The sequence below is a fragment of the Luteimonas aestuarii genome, assembly GCF_004357985.1.
GTDB classification, from domain to species: domain Bacteria; phylum Pseudomonadota; class Gammaproteobacteria; order Xanthomonadales; family Xanthomonadaceae; genus Luteimonas; species Luteimonas aestuarii.
Genome location: NZ_SMTF01000012.1, coordinates 97,010 through 117,670, shown reverse-complemented (window position 1 = coordinate 117,670; position 20,661 = coordinate 97,010). Strand labels below are relative to the sequence as shown.

Annotated in this window: 19 protein-coding genes and 1 pseudogene; 7 read left to right on the top strand and 13 right to left on the bottom strand. The window is 68.6% G+C overall.

Annotation, left to right across the window (positions count from 1 at the left end; all coding sequences use genetic code 11):
* Positions 1–202: GMC oxidoreductase (locus E2F46_RS13485; RefSeq protein WP_243720437.1), on the top strand; the 202-nt coding region annotated here is incomplete at its 5' end.
* Positions 203–273: 71 nt separating this feature from the next.
* On the opposite strand, the gene E2F46_RS13480 is transcribed toward E2F46_RS13485, so the two are convergent.
* Positions 274–2,169 (bottom strand): M48 family metallopeptidase, encoded by a 1,896-nt coding sequence (locus E2F46_RS13480; protein WP_133322911.1) that lies wholly within the window; start codon positions 2,167–2,169, stop codon positions 274–276.
* Positions 2,170–2,303: 134 nt separating this feature from the next.
* The gene (locus tag E2F46_RS13475) at positions 2,304–2,909 is read right to left on the bottom strand and encodes a LemA family protein (RefSeq protein WP_133322909.1); all 606 of its coding nucleotides are present in this window, start codon (positions 2,907–2,909) and stop codon (positions 2,304–2,306) included.
* Positions 2,910–2,991: 82 nt separating this feature from the next.
* Here E2F46_RS13475 and E2F46_RS13470 point away from each other — a divergent pair, with 82 nt between their 5' ends.
* On the top strand, positions 2,992–4,398 hold the full coding sequence (locus tag E2F46_RS13470) for a serine hydrolase domain-containing protein (RefSeq protein WP_133322907.1): 1,407 nt from the start codon (positions 2,992–2,994) through the stop codon (positions 4,396–4,398).
* A 240-nt stretch (positions 4,399–4,638) separates the two neighbouring features.
* Here the strand turns inward: E2F46_RS13470 and E2F46_RS17580 are convergent.
* The 6 genes and pseudogenes from E2F46_RS17580 to E2F46_RS13440 form a co-directional block, all read right to left on the bottom strand.
* Positions 4,639–4,716 (bottom strand): annotated as a pseudogene (locus tag E2F46_RS17580) (histidine biosynthesis protein HisIE); the annotation flags it as partial.
* A 995-nt stretch (positions 4,717–5,711) separates the two neighbouring features.
* A complete protein-coding gene (gcvH, locus tag E2F46_RS13460) occupies positions 5,712–6,107 on the bottom strand; it encodes a glycine cleavage system protein GcvH (RefSeq protein WP_133322903.1) in 396 nt (131 codons plus the stop codon).
* 73 nt (positions 6,108–6,180) lie between these two features.
* On the bottom strand, positions 6,181–7,290 hold the full coding sequence (gene gcvT / locus E2F46_RS13455) for a glycine cleavage system aminomethyltransferase GcvT (RefSeq protein ID WP_133322901.1): 1,110 nt from the start codon (positions 7,288–7,290) through the stop codon (positions 6,181–6,183).
* Between the two features lie 74 nt (positions 7,291–7,364).
* The gene (locus E2F46_RS13450; RefSeq protein WP_133322899.1) at positions 7,365–8,303 is read right to left on the bottom strand and encodes a cation diffusion facilitator family transporter; all 939 of its coding nucleotides are present in this window, start codon (positions 8,301–8,303) and stop codon (positions 7,365–7,367) included.
* 64 nt (positions 8,304–8,367) lie between these two features.
* Positions 8,368–8,814 (bottom strand): NfeD family protein, encoded by a 447-nt coding sequence (locus tag E2F46_RS13445; RefSeq protein WP_133322934.1) that lies wholly within the window; start codon positions 8,812–8,814, stop codon positions 8,368–8,370.
* A gap of 9 nt (positions 8,815–8,823) precedes the next feature.
* Positions 8,824–9,801 (bottom strand): SPFH domain-containing protein, encoded by a 978-nt coding sequence (locus E2F46_RS13440; protein ID WP_243720436.1) that lies wholly within the window; start codon positions 9,799–9,801, stop codon positions 8,824–8,826.
* A gap of 121 nt (positions 9,802–9,922) precedes the next feature.
* On the opposite strand from E2F46_RS13440, the gene E2F46_RS13435 reads away from it, so the two are divergent.
* Genes E2F46_RS13435 through E2F46_RS13425 form a run of 3 tightly spaced genes read left to right on the top strand, consistent with a single transcriptional unit; the run spans position 9,923 to position 12,328 of the window.
* On the top strand, positions 9,923–10,519 hold the full coding sequence (locus tag E2F46_RS13435; protein WP_133322897.1) for an RNA polymerase sigma factor: 597 nt from the start codon (positions 9,923–9,925) through the stop codon (positions 10,517–10,519).
* The gene (locus E2F46_RS13430) at positions 10,512–11,075 is read left to right on the top strand and encodes a hypothetical protein (protein WP_133322895.1); all 564 of its coding nucleotides are present in this window, start codon (positions 10,512–10,514) and stop codon (positions 11,073–11,075) included. The genes E2F46_RS13435 and E2F46_RS13430 overlap by 8 nt, the downstream gene beginning before the upstream one ends.
* Positions 11,076–11,131: 56 nt before the next feature.
* Positions 11,132–12,328 carry a PDZ domain-containing protein gene (locus E2F46_RS13425; RefSeq protein ID WP_133322893.1) on the top strand — a complete coding sequence of 399 codons (1,197 nt, stop codon included), beginning with the start codon at positions 11,132–11,134 and terminating at the stop codon, positions 12,326–12,328.
* 222 nt (positions 12,329–12,550) lie between these two features.
* On the opposite strand, the gene E2F46_RS13420 is transcribed toward E2F46_RS13425, so the two are convergent.
* Genes E2F46_RS13420 through E2F46_RS13410 form a run of 3 tightly spaced genes read right to left on the bottom strand, consistent with a single transcriptional unit; the run spans position 12,551 to position 16,276 of the window.
* Positions 12,551–13,285, bottom strand: coding sequence for a hypothetical protein (locus tag E2F46_RS13420; RefSeq protein ID WP_133322891.1), 735 nt, complete (start codon positions 13,283–13,285; stop codon positions 12,551–12,553).
* Positions 13,282–14,247: an alpha/beta fold hydrolase gene (locus E2F46_RS13415; protein ID WP_133322889.1), complete on the bottom strand. Its 966-nt coding sequence runs from the start codon at positions 14,245–14,247 to the stop codon at positions 13,282–13,284. Before E2F46_RS13415 ends, E2F46_RS13420 begins: the two co-directional genes overlap by 4 nt.
* A gap of 10 nt (positions 14,248–14,257) precedes the next feature.
* Complete coding sequence (locus E2F46_RS13410) at positions 14,258–16,276, bottom strand: M1 family metallopeptidase (protein ID WP_133322887.1); 2,019 nt, start codon at positions 16,274–16,276, stop codon at positions 14,258–14,260.
* Positions 16,277–16,502: 226 nt separating this feature from the next.
* On the opposite strand from E2F46_RS13410, the gene E2F46_RS13405 reads away from it, so the two are divergent.
* Entirely contained in the window at positions 16,503–17,792 is a 1,290-nt protein-coding gene (locus tag E2F46_RS13405; RefSeq protein WP_133322885.1) for a VWA domain-containing protein, read from the top strand.
* A gap of 45 nt (positions 17,793–17,837) precedes the next feature.
* On the opposite strand, the gene ubiE is transcribed toward E2F46_RS13405, so the two are convergent.
* Positions 17,838–18,620, bottom strand: a complete 783-nt coding sequence (gene ubiE / locus E2F46_RS13400) for a bifunctional demethylmenaquinone methyltransferase/2-methoxy-6-polyprenyl-1,4-benzoquinol methylase UbiE (RefSeq protein ID WP_133322883.1) — start codon at positions 18,618–18,620, stop codon at positions 17,838–17,840.
* 88 nt (positions 18,621–18,708) lie between these two features.
* Here ubiE and E2F46_RS13395 point away from each other — a divergent pair, with 88 nt between their 5' ends.
* Complete coding sequence (locus E2F46_RS13395) at positions 18,709–19,164, top strand: nucleoside deaminase (protein WP_133322880.1); 456 nt, start codon at positions 18,709–18,711, stop codon at positions 19,162–19,164.
* 15 nt (positions 19,165–19,179) lie between these two features.
* On the opposite strand, the gene E2F46_RS13390 is transcribed toward E2F46_RS13395, so the two are convergent.
* Positions 19,180–20,649 carry a metallopeptidase domain-containing protein gene (locus E2F46_RS13390; protein WP_133322878.1) on the bottom strand — a complete coding sequence of 490 codons (1,470 nt, stop codon included), beginning with the start codon at positions 20,647–20,649 and terminating at the stop codon, positions 19,180–19,182.
* Positions 20,650–20,661 lie beyond the last annotated feature (12 nt).

Here is a 20,661-nt window from a genome sequence, read left to right as displayed (position 1 = left end):
CCCCGTCGGCACCTGCCGCATGGGCAGCGACGACGGTGCCGTGGTCGATCCGGAACTGCGCGTGCGCGGCGTGGACGGCCTGCGCGTGGTCGACGCCTCGGTGATGCCCGCCCTGATCGGCGGCAACACCAACGCGCCGACGATCATGATCGCGGAGCGCGTGTCGGACCTGATCCGCGGAATCTCCCAGCCAGCGGAATAGCCACGTTCCGGCTCAGCAGACAACGACGCGCGCTGGTCTCACCGGCGATGGACGCCGCACGGCAGATGCGCCTACACCCGCTCCAACATCGGCGGCAGCGGGCAGTGCAGCACCGCGCAGATGGTGCGCAGCAATTCGGCCTCGGCGACCGAAATGCGCCCGTCGTGGCTGGCGGTTGCGGTGAGCGCCTCGACCATCACTTCCTTGGCCAGCGGGTCCAGGGCATCCAGCGGCGCCCACACCGCATCCAGCGCGACGATGCCTTCTGCGGGCGGCGCGTACGGCAGGTGGTCGCGCGGCAGCACGCGCTGCATGCCGGCGAGGTAGGCGCGGCGGGCGTCCTCGGCACTGCCGGGATTGCCGGCCTGCGCGATCACGGCCAGCAGCGTGGCGAACTCCTGCTTGACGTTGCCCGGCTTGCGCCGTCCGAAGCGCGCATGGCGCGAGGGGTCGAGCGCTTCGCGCAAGTGCGTTTCCAGCAGCCGCCCGAGGCAGTATTCGAACAGCGACACCTGGCCGTCGGCATGGATCACCGCATGCACGGTGTCGAGGAAAGTCGCCAGCTCCGGACGCGGCCGCAGGCGCAGCACCGGGAACGCCATCATCGCCAGCGGCAGGCGCAGCATCGGGTGCAGGTCATGCAGGGATTCGGCGCGCAGGCGTTCGGCTTCCGTCGCGGCCAGCTTGCCCATGCGCGCCACGATCTCTTCGTGCTGCAGGCTGCGCACGCGCCCCTCGTTCGACAGCAGCAGGCCCAGCAGCAGCGGCATGGCGTGTTCACGCCGCGTGGCGGCATCGTGCAGGTCGTCGCCGATCGCCGCGACGATCGCGTCCGCGCGCAGGTAATCGTCGTTCTTCGGATGCGCCACCTGCGCCGACACCATGGGTGGGGTGACGTCGAGCTGCGCGGCCTGCGCCGGCAATGGCGATCCGGCGCGCCCGGGGCCGACCAGCCCCATCCGCGCATCCTCGTCGAGGCCGTCTGGAGGCGTCGCCAGCCACTGCGCCCGGAGGCGCTGCAGCTGGTCGGCCTTGAACGCTGGCTCCAGCGCCTGGATGCGCTGCAGCAGCGGCGGATGCGTGGCGAACAACCCGCTCAGGCCGGTGCCGTCGCCGAACAGCATGTGGCTGACCTCCTCGGCGTCGGCGCGTTCGGCGAGCCTGGAGCCTTCCTGCAGGCCACCGATCTTCTTCAGCGCGCCAGCCAGTCCCGCGGGCTGCCGGGTGAACTGCACCGCCGAGGCGTCGGCCAACACCTCGCGGCTCCGGCTGACGCTGGCCTTGATCATGCGGCCGAAGAACAGGCCAACGGCGCCGACCAGCATCGCGATCAGCGCACCCACCAGCACCGGCAGGCCATCGCGGCCACGGAAGCCATGCGCATGCTGCAGGATCTTGCGGCCGATCAGGCCCAGCATCAGGATGCCGAACAGCACGCCTACCAGGCGGATGTTGAGCCGCATGTCGCCGTTGAGGATGTGGCTGTACTCGTGCGCCACGACGCCCTGCAGCTCGTCGCGGTTGAGTCGTTCGAGCGCGCCGCGCGTGACCGCGATCACCGCATCGGAAGGCGAATAGCCGGCGGCGAAGGCGTTGATGCCGGACTCATGCTCCATCACGTAGATGGCGGGCACCGGCACACCGGACGCGATGGACATCTCCTCCACCACGTTGCGCAGGCGGCGCAGGTGGTAGTCGGTGGTGTCCTCCCGCACCGGCACGCCGCCCATCTGCTGCGCGACCGATTCGCCGCCGCCGCGCAACGACGCGATGCGGTACAGCGATCCGATGCCGATCACGCCCAGCGTCAGCAGCGATGCCATCGCCAGCACGGTCGCATTGGCACCGAACACCAGCGCCACGCCCAGGTCGACGGCCAGCACGATGCCAACGACCGCCAGCGCGAACAGCACCACCAGCCGGGTGGTGTTGCGTCGGGCCTGGGCCTGGCGTTCGAAGAAGTTCATGTCTGCACTCTCCTTCCCCCGCGTGCGGGGCATTGCGCCCTTTACGGGTGGAAGGCCGGGATGGGGGCAAGCTGGAGCGGACGCCCGAGGCCCCCACCCCAGCCCTCCCCCGCTCGCGGGGGAGGGGCGGGTCTCTAGAACTGCACCTTCGGCGCTTCGCGGACTTCGGCCTTGTCGGCCGGGATGTCGAGCAGCGCGGCCGGGGCGAAGTTGAAGACGCCGGCGACGATGTTCGACGGGAACACCTCGCGCTTGTTGTTGTAGCCCATCACCGCATCGTTGTAGGCCTGGCGCGCGAAGGCGACCTTGTTCTCGGTGCTGGTCAGCTCTTCGGTGAGCTGCATCATGTTCTGGCTGGCCTTGAGGTCCGGGTAGGCCTCCACCACCGCGAGCAGCCGGCCAAGCGCGCCATTCAGCATGCCCTGCGAGGCCGCAAGTTCCGCCATCGCACCCGGATCGCCCGGATTGGCCTTTGCCGCATTCAGGCCGGAAATCGCCGCGCCACGCGCCGCGACCACGGCGTCCAGCGTGCCGCGTTCGTGCGCCATGTAGCCCTTGGCAGTCTCGACCAGGTTCGGGATCAGGTCGAAACGGCGCTGCAGCTGCACATCGATCTGCGCGAACGCATTCTTGAACGCGTTACGCGCGGTCACCAGGCCGTTGTAGATGCCGATGCCCCAACCGCCCACCACCACCGCCAATCCGACCAGGATCACCAGCAGGATCAATACGCTACCCATCACAGTTCTCCTTGTTCATGCAATTTCCGGATCAGGCGCTATCATCGGCCCGCAGGCAGAGCATACGCAGGGGACACACCTGATGAAAGACAGCGCAGCGCACCGCAAGCCGCTCCGCAGGGCCCTGCTCGCGTCCGCCGCCCTGCTCTCGCTCACCACACTTTCCACCACCGCACAGACGCCATCGCCTGCAGGGCAAGACGCGCTGGCCATGGCGGATGTGACCACGCCGGTGCCGTTCGCGGCGAACGCCCCGGTGCCTCTGCCGGTGCAGGTCGAGCGCAGGCCGCTGGCAAACACGTTCGACGTGCGCCTGTTCGAAGCCATCGCCCAGGACCTCGTCGCCAACCAGCGCATCCCGGGCCTGGCGATGGCCATCGTCCACGACGGCAAGGTGCTCTCGGCGCGCGGCTACGGCATCACCGACGTGCGCAACGCCGAGCCGGTGGATGCGCACACCGTGTTCCGGCTGGCGTCGCTGTCCAAGCCGTTCGCCGGTACCGTCACCGGCATGCTCGTGTCCGAAGGCGCGCTACGCTGGGACAGCCCGCTGGTCGACTTCATGCCCAGCCTCCGGTTCTCCAACCCGACGGCCGCGGAGCGTCTGACCGTTGCCGACGTACTCAGCCATCGCGTCGGCTTGCCGCGCACCACCTTCGACCGCGACATCCAAGCCAACGCCGACTATCGCGACCTCGTCGCGCGCCTGTCGCAGGTCTCGATGACCTGCATGCCCGGCGATTGCTACGACTACCAGAACGTCGCCTTCAGCCTCATCGGCGACGTCGTCTTCGCGGCCAGCGGCCAGTTCTACAACGAGGCCGTCAGCCGCAAGATCCTCAAGCCGCTGGGCATGAACGATTCCAGCCTTGGCCTGGAAGGCATCATGGCCAGCCCACGCTGGGCCAAGCCGCACGTGCGTGCCGGCGCGGGCTGGCGTTCGGTCACCCCGCTGCCGACGTACTACCGCGTCTCCCCGGCGGCTGGCGTCAACGCCAGCATCAGCGACATGGCACAGTGGCTGATCGCGCAGGGCGGCCATCGCCCGGACGTGTTGCCGGCGCCGCTGCTCGCCACGCTGCAGGCACCGATCGTCGGCACGCCCAGCGAGTTGCGCGGCGGCTCATGGCGGCGCGAACGCCTCAATGCCGCCGGCTACGGCCTGGGCTGGCGCGTGTACGACTACGCCGGCCACCGCATGGTGTTCCATGGCGGCGCGGTGCAGGGCTATCGCGGCGTGATGGCGATGCTGCCCGAACGCGACCTGGGCATCGTGATCCTCTGGAACAGCGAAAGCGGGCTACCTTCCGGCCTGCTGCCGACCATCCTGGACCGCGCCATCGGCCTGCCGCAGCAGCCGTGGATGGACATCGATCCGGCCATCGAAAGCCTGTTCGCGGACCAGACCAACGACGCGCCGGCCGCGCCGGCAACCGCCTCGGCCACCGGTGGCGCGCACGCGTCGCGCGCAGACGCCACGCCGCATTGACCGGTCGCACCGGCGCCAGGCGCCGGACGCCGACCGCCCATAAAAAAACTCCCTCCCCGCCTGGGCGGCGCGGGGAAGGAGTCGTGTCCTGCGGATTCGCTGGACTGCTTACATCAACGGCGCGGGTGCAGCCGGAATTGCTACGGCCGGCGCCTTTTTGGCGCGCTTCTTAGCCTTTTTTTTTGCGGCTTTCTTGGCGGGCTTCTTGGCAGCCTTCTTCTTGGCAGCCTTCTTCGTCGCCTTCTTGGCTACCTTCTTCTTGGCAGCCTTCTTGGTGGTCTTCTTGGCTGCCTTCTTGGCAGTCTTCTTCTTGGCTACCTTCTTCTTGGCGGCCTTCTTGGTGGTCTTCTTGGCGACCTTCTTCTTGGCAGCCTTCTTGGTGGTCTTCCTGGCCGTCTTCTTCTTGGCTACCTTCTTGGTTGCCTTCTTGGCCGGCTTCTTCTTGGCGGTCTTCTTGGTGACCTTCTTGACCGCCTTCTTCACGGCCTTCTTCACCTTCTTGACCGCCTTCTTGGCGGGGCGTTTCTTTGCAGCTTTCTTCGTGGCCATGTGATGGCTCTCCTCGTCAGTTGACTTGCTGGTACTGCTGCCCAGTGCTCAAACGGCGTACGGGTATCGGACCCGGACGCAACCGCCGGCGCGCAACGCGGACCCGGACGGATTCGATGGCGGCATGGCACCGGCAGGTGCGCACCGCGGATACTGAAACGCCCGCACCATCGGTCGGTGCGGGCGTGGAATGTGGGGCGACGATGTTTTTGCAGCGGAGACGGCGCCTGCATCCACCTTGTAGAAGTCCGGGGCGGAGTGCTTTTTAGTGCTGCGCGTTTTCGCCTGGTTCCGACTCACTCTTTGTCTGCGGGAACGTCTGTTGGGGCGAAACCTAATCACGGTTTTTTCAACTGTCAACACCCCGGTCGGCTTTTCTTCAGCCACCGGGGCGGCGATGCAAACCGCGCAAGCACCCGCGCAGGCGAACGACGCATCGCGCGCAGGCATCGCAATGCAGCTGCACGCGCGCAGGCATGTTGCATGAAAGTGCGCAAATCAAGCACTTTTACGCGATACGCACCACGGGTGACGTACGCGCGGCGCAACACGCGCATGCATGCGCGCGACCCGGCTGAAGTTCGGCCGGATGCCTCCCGGGCGTGCTGAAAATAATTTCCGAGGGGATCGACATATGGCGTTGCACAAGGACATTTGCGCAGCTTTTGCGCAGCCCGGAACGAACAACGCCGCCGTTGCCACGGCGGCGTTCCGGTCGAGCTTCGACGCCGCACGCGCGTTGCCGCGGCGGCGGGGACGACCGTTCAGTGGTCGTCGTCTTCCAGCAGTTCGGCGTAGTCGTCCGGTTCCAGCAGGTCGTTCAACTGGTCGGGTTCGCTGACCTCGACCACGAACAGCCAGCCTTCGCCGTAGGCATCCTCGTTGATCGTCTCGGGCTTGTCGGCAAGCGCGGCGTTGACCGCCGTCACCGTGCCGGACACCGGCGAGTAGACGTCGGACGCCGCCTTGACCGACTCGACCACGGCGCAGGCATTGCCCGCATCGACGCTGTCGCCGACCGCCGGCAGGTCCACGTACACCAGGTCGCCCAGCAGGCCCTGCGCATGGTCGGAGATGCCGACGGTCACCTTGCCGTCGCCCTCGATGCGTGCCCACTCATGGGACTTCATGAACTTCAAATCGCCAGGGATCTCGCTCATCGTGGACTCCGGGAAACGCGTCTGGGGAAGGTGGCGCTAGTGTAGCGAAGCGGCATGGGCTTGCCGCAAGTGTTCAGATGCCGTCGATCGGCTTGCCGTCCCGCACGAAGGGAAACCTGACCACGCGCACCGGGACTTCCTTGCCGCGGATGTCGACCCGCACCTCGCCCAGCGCCGCGGCATCGCCCGCCGGCACCCGCGCGAATGCGATGGCCTTGCCCAGGGTGGGCGAGAACGTGCCCGACAGGATCTCGCCATCGCCCGCGCCGGTCAGCACGCGCTGTCCGTGGCGCAGCACGCCCTTGTCGTCCATCACCAGGCCCACCATCTGACGCGGCACGCCGGCGGCCTTCTGCGCTTCCAGCGCGTCGCGACCGGTGAACGCACGTCCCTCGTCGAACGCGACCGTCCAGGCCAGCGCGGCTTCCAGCGGCGTGACGCCTTCGTCCATGTCCTGCCCGTAGAGGTTCATGCCCGCCTCCAGCCGCAGCGTGTCGCGCGCCCCCAGGCCTGCGGGCTTGACGCCCGCGGCCAGCAGCGCATCCCAAAGCGCGATCGCGCGTTCTTCCGGCACCACGACTTCGAACCCGTCCTCGCCGGTGTATCCGGTGCGCGCGACGAACAGTTCACCGAAGCGCGCATCGTCCACGGTGGCCGCGGCGAAGCGCGACAGCTTGCCGACACGGGCGGCGTCGGCATCGGCCAGCAGGCCGGTCACGCGCTCGCGCGCGTTGGGGCCCTGCACCGCGACCATCGCCAGTTCCGGGCGTTCGGCGACCGTCACCTCGAAGGCCTGTGCCCCGGCCGAGATCCACGCGACGTCCTTCTCGCGCGTGGCCGCGTTGACCACCAGCCGGAACCAGTCCTCGGCCATGAAATAGACGATCAGGTCGTCGATCACGCCGCCCTGTGCATTCAGCATGCAGGTGTAGAGGGCCTTGCCCGGCTTCTGCAGCTTGTCGACCGAGTTGGCGACCAGGCGGCGCAGGAACTCGCGCGTACGCGCGCCGCGCAGGTCGACCACGGTCATGTGGCTGACGTCGAACATGCCGGCATCGCGGCGGACCTGGTGGTGCTCGTCGATCTGCGAGCCGTAGTTGAGCGGCATGTCCCAGCCACCGAAGTCGACCATGCGGGCGCCAAGCGCGCGGTGGCTGTCGTTGAGGATGGTCTTGCTGGTCATTGCGCGGCCCGTGTCTGCGAAAGACCGCGATTATCCCAGATCGCCGTTGCCGCCACCCGCGCCCGCGCGACGGGTCAATGCCCGTGTCCGCACCCATCCGCGTGGCCGTGCGCGCGCCCCGATCCACAGTCCGGCCCGTCGCATTCGCCGTCCTCCACCTGCAGGGTGGCATGGTCGATGCCGAATCGCTGGTGCAGCATGCCCAGCGCCCGGCGGCGCGCCGTTCCGGCATCCACGCCGTCACCGACCACGAGGTGCGCCGTCATCGATGCCTGGCTGGAGGCCAGCGACCAGACATGCAGGTCGTGCACGTCCACCACGCCCGGCACTTCGGAGAGCGCGACGCGCACCTCGTCGAGGCCGATGCCGTCGGGGACGCCCATCATCAGCACGTGGCCCGCCTGGCGCACCAGCGTCCACGCCCGCGGCAACACCCACAGGCCGATGGCGATGGCGATGAGAGGATCGACCACCGTCCATCCAAGGAAGTGGATGACCAGCGCACCGACGACCACCCCCACCGACCCCAGCATGTCCGCCCACACTTCCAGGTAGGCGCCCTTCATGTTCAGGCTCTCGCCGCTGCCGGCCTTGAGCAGGCGCATCGCGACCAGGTTCACCCCCAGCCCCAGCAGGCCGACGACCAGCATGCCGAGCGATCCGACGGGTGCCGGTTGCAGGAAACGGTGCACGGATTCGTAGAGGATGTAGCCGGCCAGCGCGAACAACAGCGCGCCATTGGCCAGCGCCCCCATCGCCTCGGTGCGCACGTAGCCGAAACTGCGGCGGGCATCGGGCGGGCGGCGTGCCAGGCGCACGGCGACCAGCGCGATGCCGAGCGCCAGCGCATCGGTGGCCATGTGCGCGGCGTCGGACAGCAGGGCCAGGCTGTTGGTGGCCAGCGCCGCCGCCACTTCGACCAGCATGAAGCTGGCGATCAGCGCCAGCGCCCACCACAGCGGCTTCTCGTGGCGGATGCTGGTGGCGCTGGCGTGGTCGTGATCGTGGCCCATGGCGCGCACGCTAGCGGCGCGGCGCACTGTTACACAATCGCGGGCTCATCCCTCGCCGGGGCGATCACCCCTGCGCCGCTGCCTCCACGCGCAACGAAACACCGTCGGTCCCGACCACGCGCACCGGGGTGCCGACGTCGAGGTCCGGCCCTTCGACCACCCAGAACGCATCGCCGATCTTGACCCGCCCGCGTCCGGCGACGATCGGCTGCTCCAGGGGGAATACGCGGCCCACGTGCTGCGCGGCACGGCGGTTGAGGTTGGGCTGGTCGCTCTGCCGCTCGCGGCCCGGCTTGCGGATCCATTTCCGGTAGACCTGGATCGACACGAAGCTCAGCACCACGAACGCGGCGATCTGCGCCAGCAGTGGAACCCCCGGTACGAACAGCACGCCGACGAACACCACCGCCGCCGCGAAGCCCATCCACAACATGAAGGCACCCGGCGCCAGCGCTTCGGCAGCGAACAACAGCAGCGCCACCGCCGCCCAGATCACCACGTCCCAGCGCATCGACATGACTCAGCCTCCGCTCGGGAAGTTGGCGCGCGGCGGCGTGTTGTCGAGGCGCGTGCGCGTCTCGCCCTGCTGCTTGCCCAGCGCTTCCTTCGCCAGTTCCGCGATGCCTGCGATCGACCCGATGATGCCGCTCGACTCCATCGGCATCAGCACGAACTTCTGGTTCGGCGCGGTCGCCAGTTCCTTGAACGCCTCCACGTACTTCTGCGCCACGAAATAGTTGATGGCCTGTACGTCGCCCTTGGCGATCGCGTCGGACACCATCTGCGTCGCCCTCGCCTCCGCCTCTGCAAGACGCTCGCGCGCCTCGGCTTCGCGGAACGCGGCCTCCTTCTGGCCTTCGGCCTGCAGGATCGCCGCCTGCTTGTCGCCCTCTGCCCGGAGGATTTCCGACGAACGATGCCCCTCCGCCTCCAGGATCACGGCACGGCGCTCGCGCTCGGCCTTCATCTGCCTCGCCATCGCGTCCACCAGGTCGCGCGGCGGCGCGATGTCGCGGATCTCGATGCGGGTGACCTTGATGCCCCACGGATTGGTGGCCTGGTCGACCACGTTGAGCAGCTGCGCGTTGATGGTCTCGCGGTTGCTCAACGATTCGTCGAGGTCCATCGAGCCGATCACGGTACGGATGTTGGTCTGCACCAGCGCGATCGTGGCGATCTCGAGGTTGGAGACTTCATAGGCGGCCTTGGCCGCATCCAGCACCTGGAAGAACACCACGCCGTCCACTTTCACCACGGCATTGTCCTTGGTGATGACATCCTGGCTGGGCACGTCCAGCACCTGTTCCATCATGTTGACCTTGCGGCCGACGCCGTAGACCACCGGCACCAGGAAGTGCAGGCCCGGGGTCATGGTGTGGGTGTACTTGCCGAAGCGCTCGACGGTCCATTCATAGCCCTGCGGCACCATGCGCACGGTCTTGAACAGGATGATGATGCCTGCGACCAGCAGGACGATGGCGAGCAGCGAGCCGGGCATGGCGTTCTCCTTGGGTGTCCTGGCGGCGAGTATAGGTGCCAGACCGCCGCCGGGCCGGGTTTGTGACCGGAACGTGCCCACGTTGCGACCCTTTCCCGCCGGGGCGCATCCACAATGGGGAATGCCACCCGAACCCCGGCCCGCGTCGAGCTTCGCGATCGAGCTGCCCACCGCCCTGCTGGCCAGGGTGCGGGCCGGCGACCGGGCGGCATTCGAACAGGTCTACCGCTGGTTCGAGCGCCCGGTGTTCACCCTGGCGCTGCGCATCTGCGGCGACCGCGACGAGGCCGCCGACGTGCTGCAGGAGACGATGTTGAAAGTGATCGACCGGATCGGCGATTTCCGCGGCGAGAGTCCGTTCTGGGGCTGGCTGCGGCAGATCGCGGTCAACGAAGCACTCATGAAGCTGCGCCGCGGCCGCCGCCATGCCGACGAGCTGCCGCTGGACGATGGCTTCGAGCCGGCCGATGACCTCGCGCCACCGCCCCCGGCTGCGGCCGACGCCGTGCTGCTCCAGCGTGCACTTGCGGCGCTGCCCGCGAACACCCGCAGCGTGCTGTGGCTGTACCACGCCGAAGGCTATACCCATGAAGAGATCGCGGCACTGATGCAACGCACCGCCAGTTTTTCGAAATCGCAGCTCGCACGCGGCACCCGTCGCCTGCGTGCCCTGCTGGACCCCGAGACATCCCCACAGACGGAGGCGGCCCATGCCTGACGCCACCGACCGCGCACCCTCGCAACCCACGACCTGGCACGACGCCTTCGCGGCCCTGCCGCGGGAGACACCGCCTGCACCGGACTGGAACGCCCTGGCGGCTCGACTGGATGCGCGCCGTCCGCGCGCGCGCGCGCCCGTGTGGCTGGCCACGGCCGCCGCGGTGCTGCTGGCGGTCGCACTGCCCTGGCGACTGCAATGGCTCGACACCGGCACCGATACGCCGGTACGTGACTGGCCTGCGGCCACCGCGTCCACGACCGATCCGCTGGAAGCGCTGTACGCCGAATCGGCACAGCTTGAAACCCTGCTGGCCGTGGCCCGTGACGACCGCATGGCCAGCGGCACCGCGATTGCGCTCGCCGACGAACTGGAAACACGGCTGGCCACGGTGGACGCCGCGCTGATGCAGCCTGGCCTGACCCAGGAGCAGCGCGCGTCGCTCTGGCAGCAGCGCGTCGAGGACCTGCGCGTACTGGCCGGCTTCGAAGGCACGCGCCGCTGGCTGGCCGCACAGGGCGGCAGCTTCGATGCGGCGCTGGTGCAGCTGGATTGACCCCCCTCGACACGCGCCTTGGCGCGCACCATTCGGATCCACCCAGGAACCCATCCATGACCACGACCCTCCGCCCCCTCACCCGATCCCTGTTGCTCGCGCTGGCCGTGGGCTGCGTGTCCAGCGGCGCTGCGCTCGCGAACGACACGCCGACGGCGCAGGCAGACCGCGCCCGGGCGCTGGCCGACGCCCGCGCCGACATGGAGCGCGCGTCACGCCGCTATGCCGAACTGGCCCGCACGCACGCCGCGGATGCCGCGACGCATGCGGCGTCCGCACGCGACTTGCAGGCACGCATCGTGGAAGCGCGGAACCGGCCGGTGATCGGCGTCGTGCTGGCACCGGATGACGAGCCCGGCGTGCGCATCACCGGCGTCACGCCCGACGGCCCGGCCGCGAAGGCCGGGCTGCGCAGCGGCGACCGGCTGGTGTCGGTGGACGGCACCGACATCCTTGGCAGCAACGGTGCGCTGCGCGTCGAGAACGCCCGCAAATTGCTGGGCGCGCTGGGGACCGAAGCGCCCACGGCGATCACGTACCTGCGTAACGGACGGCGCGCCACCGCGCGGGTCACGCCCCAGCGCGACAGCCGGGTGGCGATCTTCAATGCAGGCGATGGCAGCCTGGTGCGGCCCGATGGCGCGATCTTCATCCGCACCCGGCCCGATGGCGGTTTCGAGATCAATGCGGATTCGATCGAGCTCGAGCGGATCGCCGGGGTCTCGCCGGACATCCATCGCGAAGTGACCCGCATCGTCGGCGGCGAAACGCCACGCCTGCTGTCGGCGTTCCGCTGGAACGGCCTCAACCTCGCCTCGATCGATCCGCAGCTGGGCCGCTATTTCGGCACCGACAGCGGCGTACTGGTGCTGTCGACCGGGGACCTCGACGGCCTGCAGGCGGGTGACGTGATCCGTCGCGTCGACGGACAGCCGGTCACCACCCCGCGCGAGGTCATGGACCGGCTGCGCCACAAGCGCGAAGGCGACAGCGTGGCAGTGGACTACCTGCGCGACCGTCGCAACGCACAGACGCGCATCGCGATCCCGAAGCTCATGACATGGCCGTCGGCACCACCCGCGCCCCCGGCTCCACCCGCCCCGCCCCGTGCGCCGACGTCGAAGGCGCCCGCTGCACCGCCGGCACCGGCGAGCCCTCCGACGCAGCCCGCGCCTCCTGCGCCTCCCGCCGCGCCGGACGCGCCCGGCATCGTGCTGGTGGGATACGCGCAGGCCGGCACACACACGCACTGAGACCCGGCTGGACGGGCGTTCGGACTGCAGGAAGCCCCGCCCTCGGTGCGTGTCCGACTCGCATTACTTCAGCCCGGATGACCCGCAGTCGCGATGCAACCGGTGCCGGACTGCGCCATCCTGCGCCGGAACCGCGTGGTGGCGACACGCGAACGGTGTCGAGTCCAGTGACTTGGAACAGGTCGTGGCAGGCGCGGAGCTCAGGCCGGGAGGGTGATCGGGTCAATCCCAGCCGGGCAGCTTCGTCCGGTCAAGCCCTGCAACCTCGAACACCGCGGTCTGGTCGCCGGCTGCACGGGTGGCGAACGTGACCTGCACCACCTTCGCGTCGCGGGTCAATGCCCACATCGCCTTCTCGTCGTCGATGAACATGGCGATGGCTTCTTCGGTTTTCGGGCGGTGCGCGGCCATGCGTCGCGGCGTGCCGTCGTCGACAGTCACCGTAACCCGGCAGTTGCGGTAACAGGCCTGCGCGAAATCGCCAGCCTGCAGCACCAGATAGCTGCTTCGTCCCCAGTCGGGATGGTCACGGAAGATCAGCCGCACCGGCTTGCGGCCCGTGCCGTCAACGTCCAGCGGGTCCTTCGCATAAATCGCAGCCGACAGCTGGTTTCCACCCTTCACCGCCTCGGTGTTGTAGGCCCACAGCGCTTCGGTGCGGCGCGCCTCGTTGGCGGCGTCGCCCTTCGACTTCACCTCGTCGTAGCTCGCCTGCACGCGGTCGGCCGCGTCGGTGCCGGGCCAGCGCGCCAGCAGCACGTCGGCCTGCGCCTTGGCCAGCGCCCAGTTCTCCTCCTCGACCGCCGCGTTGAACGCTGCTTCCGCCTGCCCGGCGGCGGCCGCGTTCGCATCGGCCTGCGCCTGCGCGCGCGCGGCCTGGGCAGCTTCCCTGTCGCTGCAACCCGCCAACACCACCAGCGAAAGCGCCGCGGACAACATGCACATGCGGGTCTTCATGCGGACTCCTCCTCGATCAATGCGACCACCGCCTCCGCGACGGCACGGGGCTCTTCCATCAGTGTCATGTGCCCGCTGCGTTCGAGCAAGCCCGTGTGCGCGTGCGGGATCCGCTCGGCATACAGCGCCATCGCGCTCGGATCGATCACGGCGTCGTGCGCGCCCCACAGCAGTAGCGTCGGCTGCCTGATCCGCGTGGCTTCCTGCCCGGGCAGGAAGCGCTCGTCACTGCGACCGATGCGGTCGAGTACCGATTGTTCGAACGCGGCCTCGCGGCGACGGTGCGCCATGTAGGCCCAGGACCCCGGCCACGGCAACCGCGGGCGCGCGTGGCGTTCGTGGAACAGGATGGAAAAGTACTGGTCGAGTGCGGCCGAATCCGCAACCCCGAATGGATTGCCGCCCTCGAGCACCGCGCGGCCGAAGGCGTTCTCCGCGAACTCAACGCCGGCCGCATCCAGCAGCACCAGCTTGTCGACGAGGTCGGGATGCCGCGCGGCCACCAGCGTGGCAATGCCGCCACCCATCGAATGCCCCAGCAGCACCACCGGCCCGCGAGCGACGTGGCGCAGGAAGCCGGCGACACGCACGGCCTGCGCGGCGAAGCCGTGGTCCGCATCGGCCACGCGCTCGCTTTCGCCCCAGCCGGGCAGGTCGGGCGCCAACAGCCGGTAGCGTCGGGGCAAGGCCGTGCACAGCCGGTACCAGTTCTCCTTGCTGCCGGTATAGCCATGCAGCATCACCAGTGTCGGAGTGCCTGCGTGATCGCTGTCGCGCTCCGCATAGCACCAACGCAGCCCATCGACCGCCACCTGCCGGCGGACGAAACCGCAGGCAATGCGCTGTCGCGCGTACTCTGCGCGGATCAACCGCGCCGGGTCGCGCCAGATCGCAAGCACGACCAGCGCGAAGGCCAGCGCCACCAGCAGCGCGATCGCGCACAGGAGCACCAGCCACGACATCGGCGTCGGCTCAGCGCATCGACGCGCCGCCGGTGTTCACGCCGGCGTTCGGGTCTTCCGCGGCCGGGTACGGCTCCGGCGCGGCCGGTGCCGCCGCCGGCACGGGACGGGGCCTGGCCTCGGCGATGATCCGCTCCACCGATCCGGTGGTGATCGGATGGTAGCCCGGACGTGCGCGTGCGAACGCCTCGCGCGCCAGCGCCAGACCGGGCTCGGTCTGCACCAGCGCCTCGTAGACCGGCACGATCAACTTGCGCCGACCGATGCGCTCGACGAAGGCCACCGCCGCATCGTTGGCCTGCGCATAGCCGCTACGAATCGCCAGCGGATACCAGCGCATCGCGATCTCGCCATTTGCGGTCCCGGTGAAACCATAGGCCTCGTCGAGCTGCGCGAGTTCGGCGACCGGCAGCATCTCCGGCATGCCCTCGAGGAAGTGCACCCATTCCTGCGTGGTCCATGGCTGGGTGATCGAGGTGGGCGGCAACTGCTTGCTGCCGCGCCAGCCCAGCCGCGCCGAATCGACGATGCCGAAGCGCTGCGACAGGACCTGCGGCGCGGACGGCGGGATGCCAGGGCCGTACACCCATTCCTGGATCTCGGCGTCGGACACCACGTTGGGATGCGCGTCGAACAGATGCTGCTTCGCGTAGGCAAGGAATTGTTCGGTGGTGATGCTCTGGAAGGCGAAGTGGTCGAAATAGCCGCGAAGGAAGGCATCGAACACGTCGCGGCCGTAACGCTGCTCCAGGAACTGCAGGAACCAGGCGCCCTTGTCGTAGGCGACCGCGCTCAACGCATCGTCGGCATCGAGTTCGGTGCCGGGCTTGACCGCCAGCGCCTGGGTCGCCTCGGGCATGGTCGACATCCCGCGCTTGAGGGCGTTGCGCGAGATCACGTATTCCATGTCCGACACGTCCTGCCCGTACAGCGCCTCGACGATGCGGGCCTCGACGTAGCTGGTGAAGCCTTCGTTCAACCAGCCATGCCTGGCGCTGGAGAAGGTGACCAGGTTGCCCGACCAGCTGTGCGCCAGCTCGTGCGCGATCAGCGACACCAGCGAGCGGTCGCCGACGATCACGGTGGGGGTGATGAACGACAGCCGCGGGTTCTCCATGCCGCCGTAGGGGAACGACGGCGGCAGCACCAGCAGGTCGTAGCGCTCCCAGCGGTACGGTCCGTACAGTTGCTCGGTGGCGACGATCATTTTCTCGGTGTCGGCGAATTCATCCACCGCCTTGTCCACCATCGCCGGCTCGGCCCACACGCCGCTGCGCGCGGAAATCGGCTTGAACACCAGGTCGCCGGCGGCGATCGCCATCAGGTACGAGGGGATGCGCTGGGGCATGGTGAAGGTGTATTCGCCGTCGCGTGCGGCGGCCGGGTCGTTGTCGGCGCTCATCAGCACCATCACGTCCGGGCGCGTAGTGATGCGCGCGCTGTAGGTGTAGCGCACCTGCGGCGTGTCCTGCAGCGGCACCCAGCTGCGCGCGTGGATCTGCTGCGACTGGCTGAACATGAAGGGCAACTGCTTGCCTTCGGTCATTTCCGGCGTGAGCCACTGCAGGCCGGAGGCGTCCGGCGAGGTGCGGTAGGTCACGCGCACCTTGCCGGGGCGCTGCGGGGTTTCGATGGCCAGCCGGCTGCCCAGCGTGTCGTGCCGTTCGCCCAGCGCATGCTGCAGCGGGCCCCACTGCCCGTCCACCTCGCCTTCGACACGTTCGATCGCCAGGTCGCGCGTGTCGAGCAGCAGTTGGGTCGCGGTTTCGTCGTTCCACTCGAGCGTATAGGTGGCGGTGCCGGCAAGCGTCCTGGCATCGAAATCGAGCGCCAGGTCCAGCGCCAGGTCGTCGATCACCACCTTCTGCGGCTCGGCGTGGGAATGCTCGTCGCGATCGACGGGCGCCTCCGTGCGATCGGGCGTGGGCGCGTCGGACGTCGTGGCGGCATCGTCGTTGGCGCAGCCTGCCAGGAAGGCCAGCGACAGGAGGCTGGCGGCAAGCAGGGGACGCAGGAGGGAAACGGACATGGCCGGGATTGCCTGGGCAGTTGCGGGGGATGACGAATTCTAAGGCAACGCGCGCAGCCCGCCGGACCGCAGCCCGCGGCGCATTCATCCTGCTTCGACGCGGAATGAACAGCCCGCCGATGACACTCCCGCCTGAACGCCGCGCAGGCCATTGCTGTTGCCGCCCGTCACCTTGTGCAGGCACGCACGCCCAGCGGCCCCGCCAGGTTGCCATGGAGCCAGCAGCATGAAACGGATGCCCCTGCCCCCCTTGCCTGCGTCCAACACCGGGCCCACCCGCAAGACCGCGCCCGTCCGGGCGCGGATGACGTTAATGGCCGCCGCCATCCTGCTGTTCGGCACGGCGTGCCAGCGCGACGCATCGACGGACGCCGAGAGCGCTGGCGCGACGTCCACACCGGTGGGCGCGGACGACTCCACGCAGGTCGACCAGGACAGCGTGGCCTACTATGAGGCGCTGGCGGAACGCCACGACGGCGGCTATGCCGCGTGCGGCGAGAGCGTGCAGCAGGCGCCGCAGGCGTGCGACGCCGTGGGCGACGTGGCGGGCGCGGGCCAGACAGCGCCGGGCCGCGTATTGCTCATGCTCGACGCGTCGGGCTCGATGGCGGCCCGGATCGGTGGCGAGCGCATGCTCACGATCGCGCAGGACGCCCTGCTCGACTTCGGCCGCCGGTTGCCGGAACAGGCCAACGTCGGCTTCCGGGTGTATGGGCACAGCGGCAACAACCGCGAATCCGGCAAGGCCGAATCCTGCGCCGGCACCGAGTTGCGGTACGCCTTCGCACCCTTCGACGAAACCCGCTTCGAGCAGGCGGTGCGGTCGTTCGAGCCGGTGGGCTGGACGCCCATCGCGGCGTCGCTGGATGCCGCCGCCGCGGATTTCGCCGCCGCCGGTGCTGGAGATGCCGCGGGCAACGTCATTTACATGGTGTCCGACGGCATCGAGACCTGCGGCGGCGATCCCGTCGCCGCGGCACGCCGGCTGCAGGCGGCGGACGTGAATGTCGTGGTCAACGTGATCGGCTTCGGCGTCGGCAGCGACGAGGCACGCCAGTTGCGCGCGATCGCCGAGGCCGGCGGTGGCGAGTACCTCAGCGCCACGAACCGCGCGGACCTGTATCGCATCTTCAATGCCCGTTCGCAGCAGGCCTACGCGCGATTCAATTGCGTGTCGCGCGAACAGCACACTGCGTTCAATACCACCTCTCGCGCGCAGCACGACCGTTTCAATTGCCTGTCCCGGCGGGCGCATGGGGAGTTCAACAACGTCAGCCGCGAAGTGCACAACGACTTCAACGCAGGCCGGGCCACCCGCGAGCAGCGCGACTACGCACTCGCGCAGGCACGACGCAAGCGGGACGATATCCTCGACCCTGCGCGTACCGAGCGCGACGCGGTGCTTGACGCGGCACGCACGCAGCGTGATCGCACGCTCAGCGAAGAACGGCGCGCACGCGACGACCGGTTGGACGACGCCCGGCGCGATCGCGACGAGGGCCTGCAACAGCGCTGACGCCCGGCCCCCGCGTTCGGGAAGCGGGCAGTAAGCCCGCCGGGTTCAGTCCTTCCAGCCGTCGTGGATGGCGACGATGCCGCCGGACAGGTTGCGATAGCGGGCACGCGCGAAGCCCGCATCGTCCATCATCGCCCTCAATTCGTCCTGCGGTGGATGCTTGCGGATCGATTCGGCGAGGTATTGGTAGCTGTCGGCATCGCCGGCGAACAGCTTGCCCAGCCTGGGCAGCACGTTGAACGAGTGGAAGTCGTACACCGGCTTGAACCAGTCCACCTTCACTTCCGAGAACTCCAGCACCCGCGCCTGCCCGCCGACCTTCAGCACGCGCCGCATCTCGCGCAACGCAGCATCCTTGTCGGTGACGTTGCGCAGGCCGAATGCGATGGTGACCAGGTCGAAGCTGGCGTCGGGGAACGGGAGCGTCTCGGCATTGCACTGCACGTACTGGAAGCCGCGCACGCGACCGCGGTCGGTCATGCGGTCGCGGCCGACGCGCAACATCTCGCCATTGATGTCGCCCAGCACCACGCTGCCCACCTCGCGGTCGCTGCGCGCCGTCCGCGGTGCCACGCGCTCCTTCAGAAGGGCGGCGATGTCGCCGGTGCCCCCGGCCAGGTCGAGCACCCGGTCTCCCGGGCGGGCCTGCGCGGTGGCGACGAAGTAGCGCTTCCAGACCCGATGGATGCCCAGGCTCATCAGGTCGTTCATCAGGTCGTAGTTGCCGGCCACCGACGAGAAGACTTCGCCGACCAGCTTCTGCTTGTCGCCGAGCGGCACGTCGCGGAAGCCGAAATGGGTGGTGCCCTGGTCTTTCGGATTGTCCATGGCGCGATTATCGCATCGTTGCCATGCGCTTCCCGTCACGCATCGCCGCGGGCAGACTGGTGGCATCGCCACATCCGCTGAACCCGCCATGCCAACGACACCCGACTACCGCGCCATGCTTGCCATCGCCGTCGAGGAGGCCCGCCTCGGCCTGGCCGAGGGCGGCATCCCGATCGGCGCCGCCCTGTTCCACCGCGACGGCACCCTGCTCGGCCGCGGCCGCAACCGACGCGTGCAGGAGGGCGACCCGTCGGTGCATGGCGAGACCGACGCGTTCCGCAAGGCGGGGCGCCAGCGCTCGTACCGCGACACCATCATGGTCACCACGCTGTCGCCGTGCTGGTACTGCAGCGGGCTGGTGCGGCAGTTCGGCATCGGCACCGTGGTGATGGGCGAGTCGGTGAACTTCCAGGGCGGCCACGACTGGCTGCGCGAACATGGCGTGGCCGTGGTCGACCTGCAGGACGAGGCCTGCATCCGCATGCTGGGCGACTACATCGCCGCGCACCCCGAGGTGTGGCATGAGGACATCGGCGAGGACTGACCCGAGGTTCGCGCGCTAGCGCTGCCTTGCCGGGTTGTTGCCGCCGGTCAGGCGTGGCTTGTCGATCTGGACCATGAAGCCGGTCGCCGTCTGCGACACCACCCGCACCAGGAACATGCCTTCCGGGGTCACCCAGCTTTCGCCGGGCTTGAACATCGAGCCTTCGTTGTTGGACCTGTCCGCCGGCGGCACATCGGCATCCTGGCTGTAGGCGAGGCCGCTGTAGTCCTGCCGCAGGCGATGGATGATCACCGCAGTACCGGCCAGCGCCCCCTCGTAGGTACCGGCGCGCTGTCGCGCTTCCAGCGTATAGAGCGTCGTCCGGTACGGATCGGGGGCTTGCGGCATCGCCAGCACCAGCATCTGCGTATTTCCGGACGCCGGCAGGTGGGCGAAGTCGAGCGCTACCGTCACAGCTTCATCGGTGGGCATGACCGTGCGCTTGCGCGGCGCGTCCACCCAGCCCAGCCGGTCACGTTGCACGATGTTGATGTGCTTGGGTCGCGTACCGTAGGTGGGGTCGCTGACCGCATTGCGCCAGCTGTCGCTCATCACGTCCCAGGGGTTGTCGTAGGGATCGTCGTCGCCGTCGGAGTTGTCCGAATGCGGCAGCCCGTAGCCGTGGCCCATCTCGTGCGCGAGCACGGCGAGGTTGTTGAACGACCAGGGCGGGTTCCACGTGGTCGGGAAATTCCGCCTCGGGCCGTCCAGCATCGCCGAGCGGCTTCCGCCCCAGGCAAATCCATCCAGATCGCCGTTGAACATGAGATTGATGCCAAGCACCGTGGAGAAATCCACGGTTGGGTTGGCCGCACCGGTACAGTCGTTGAACAGCTTCGTCAGGTCGGCCTTGGGCTTGTCGCCCGACTCGTCGACATAGTGGCTGCGCGGGTGCGGCAGCGTGAACCAGCCGACCGCATCACTGCCCTGCAGGTTGGTCTTCTGGTGCGACACCTCGCGCCAGTAATGTCCCAGCTGGCCCGGCGCTTCGCCGTACTGCCCCTGGAAGAACGCAATCGTCTTCTGCTCGGTTTGCACATCGCTGAACTTGCAGGCCACTGTCATCCAGCGCCGCGAACCGGTCACCGACTTGTGGACGGCATCGGCCTTGCCGGCGACCAGGTGCTCGGGCTGCTGCCCGATGTCGTCGGCAGGCACGATGACCTCCACGCCCTGCAGACCGGACTGCGACTTCGCCTGCGACAGCGCAATGGCCACGCGCCTGCCGGACAGGGCATGCAGGTCGCCCGCCGCGCGCCGCGCCTGCGCGGGATCAAGCGCGACGCGCACGCCACGGTCGGTCAGCAGGCTCACGTTGAAGCGAGGCGCACCGTTGGCGTCATGGCCAGCCTTGTAGCGGGCGTGCAGTTCCGGCGACGGATCACCCCACTGCAACTCGAGGTGGCCGAGCAGCGTCTGCGCATGCGCTGACGCAGACGCAAGCAACGCCACGCACGCGAACAGCACCAGCCCGATCCTCGCCATGGCATGCCTCCC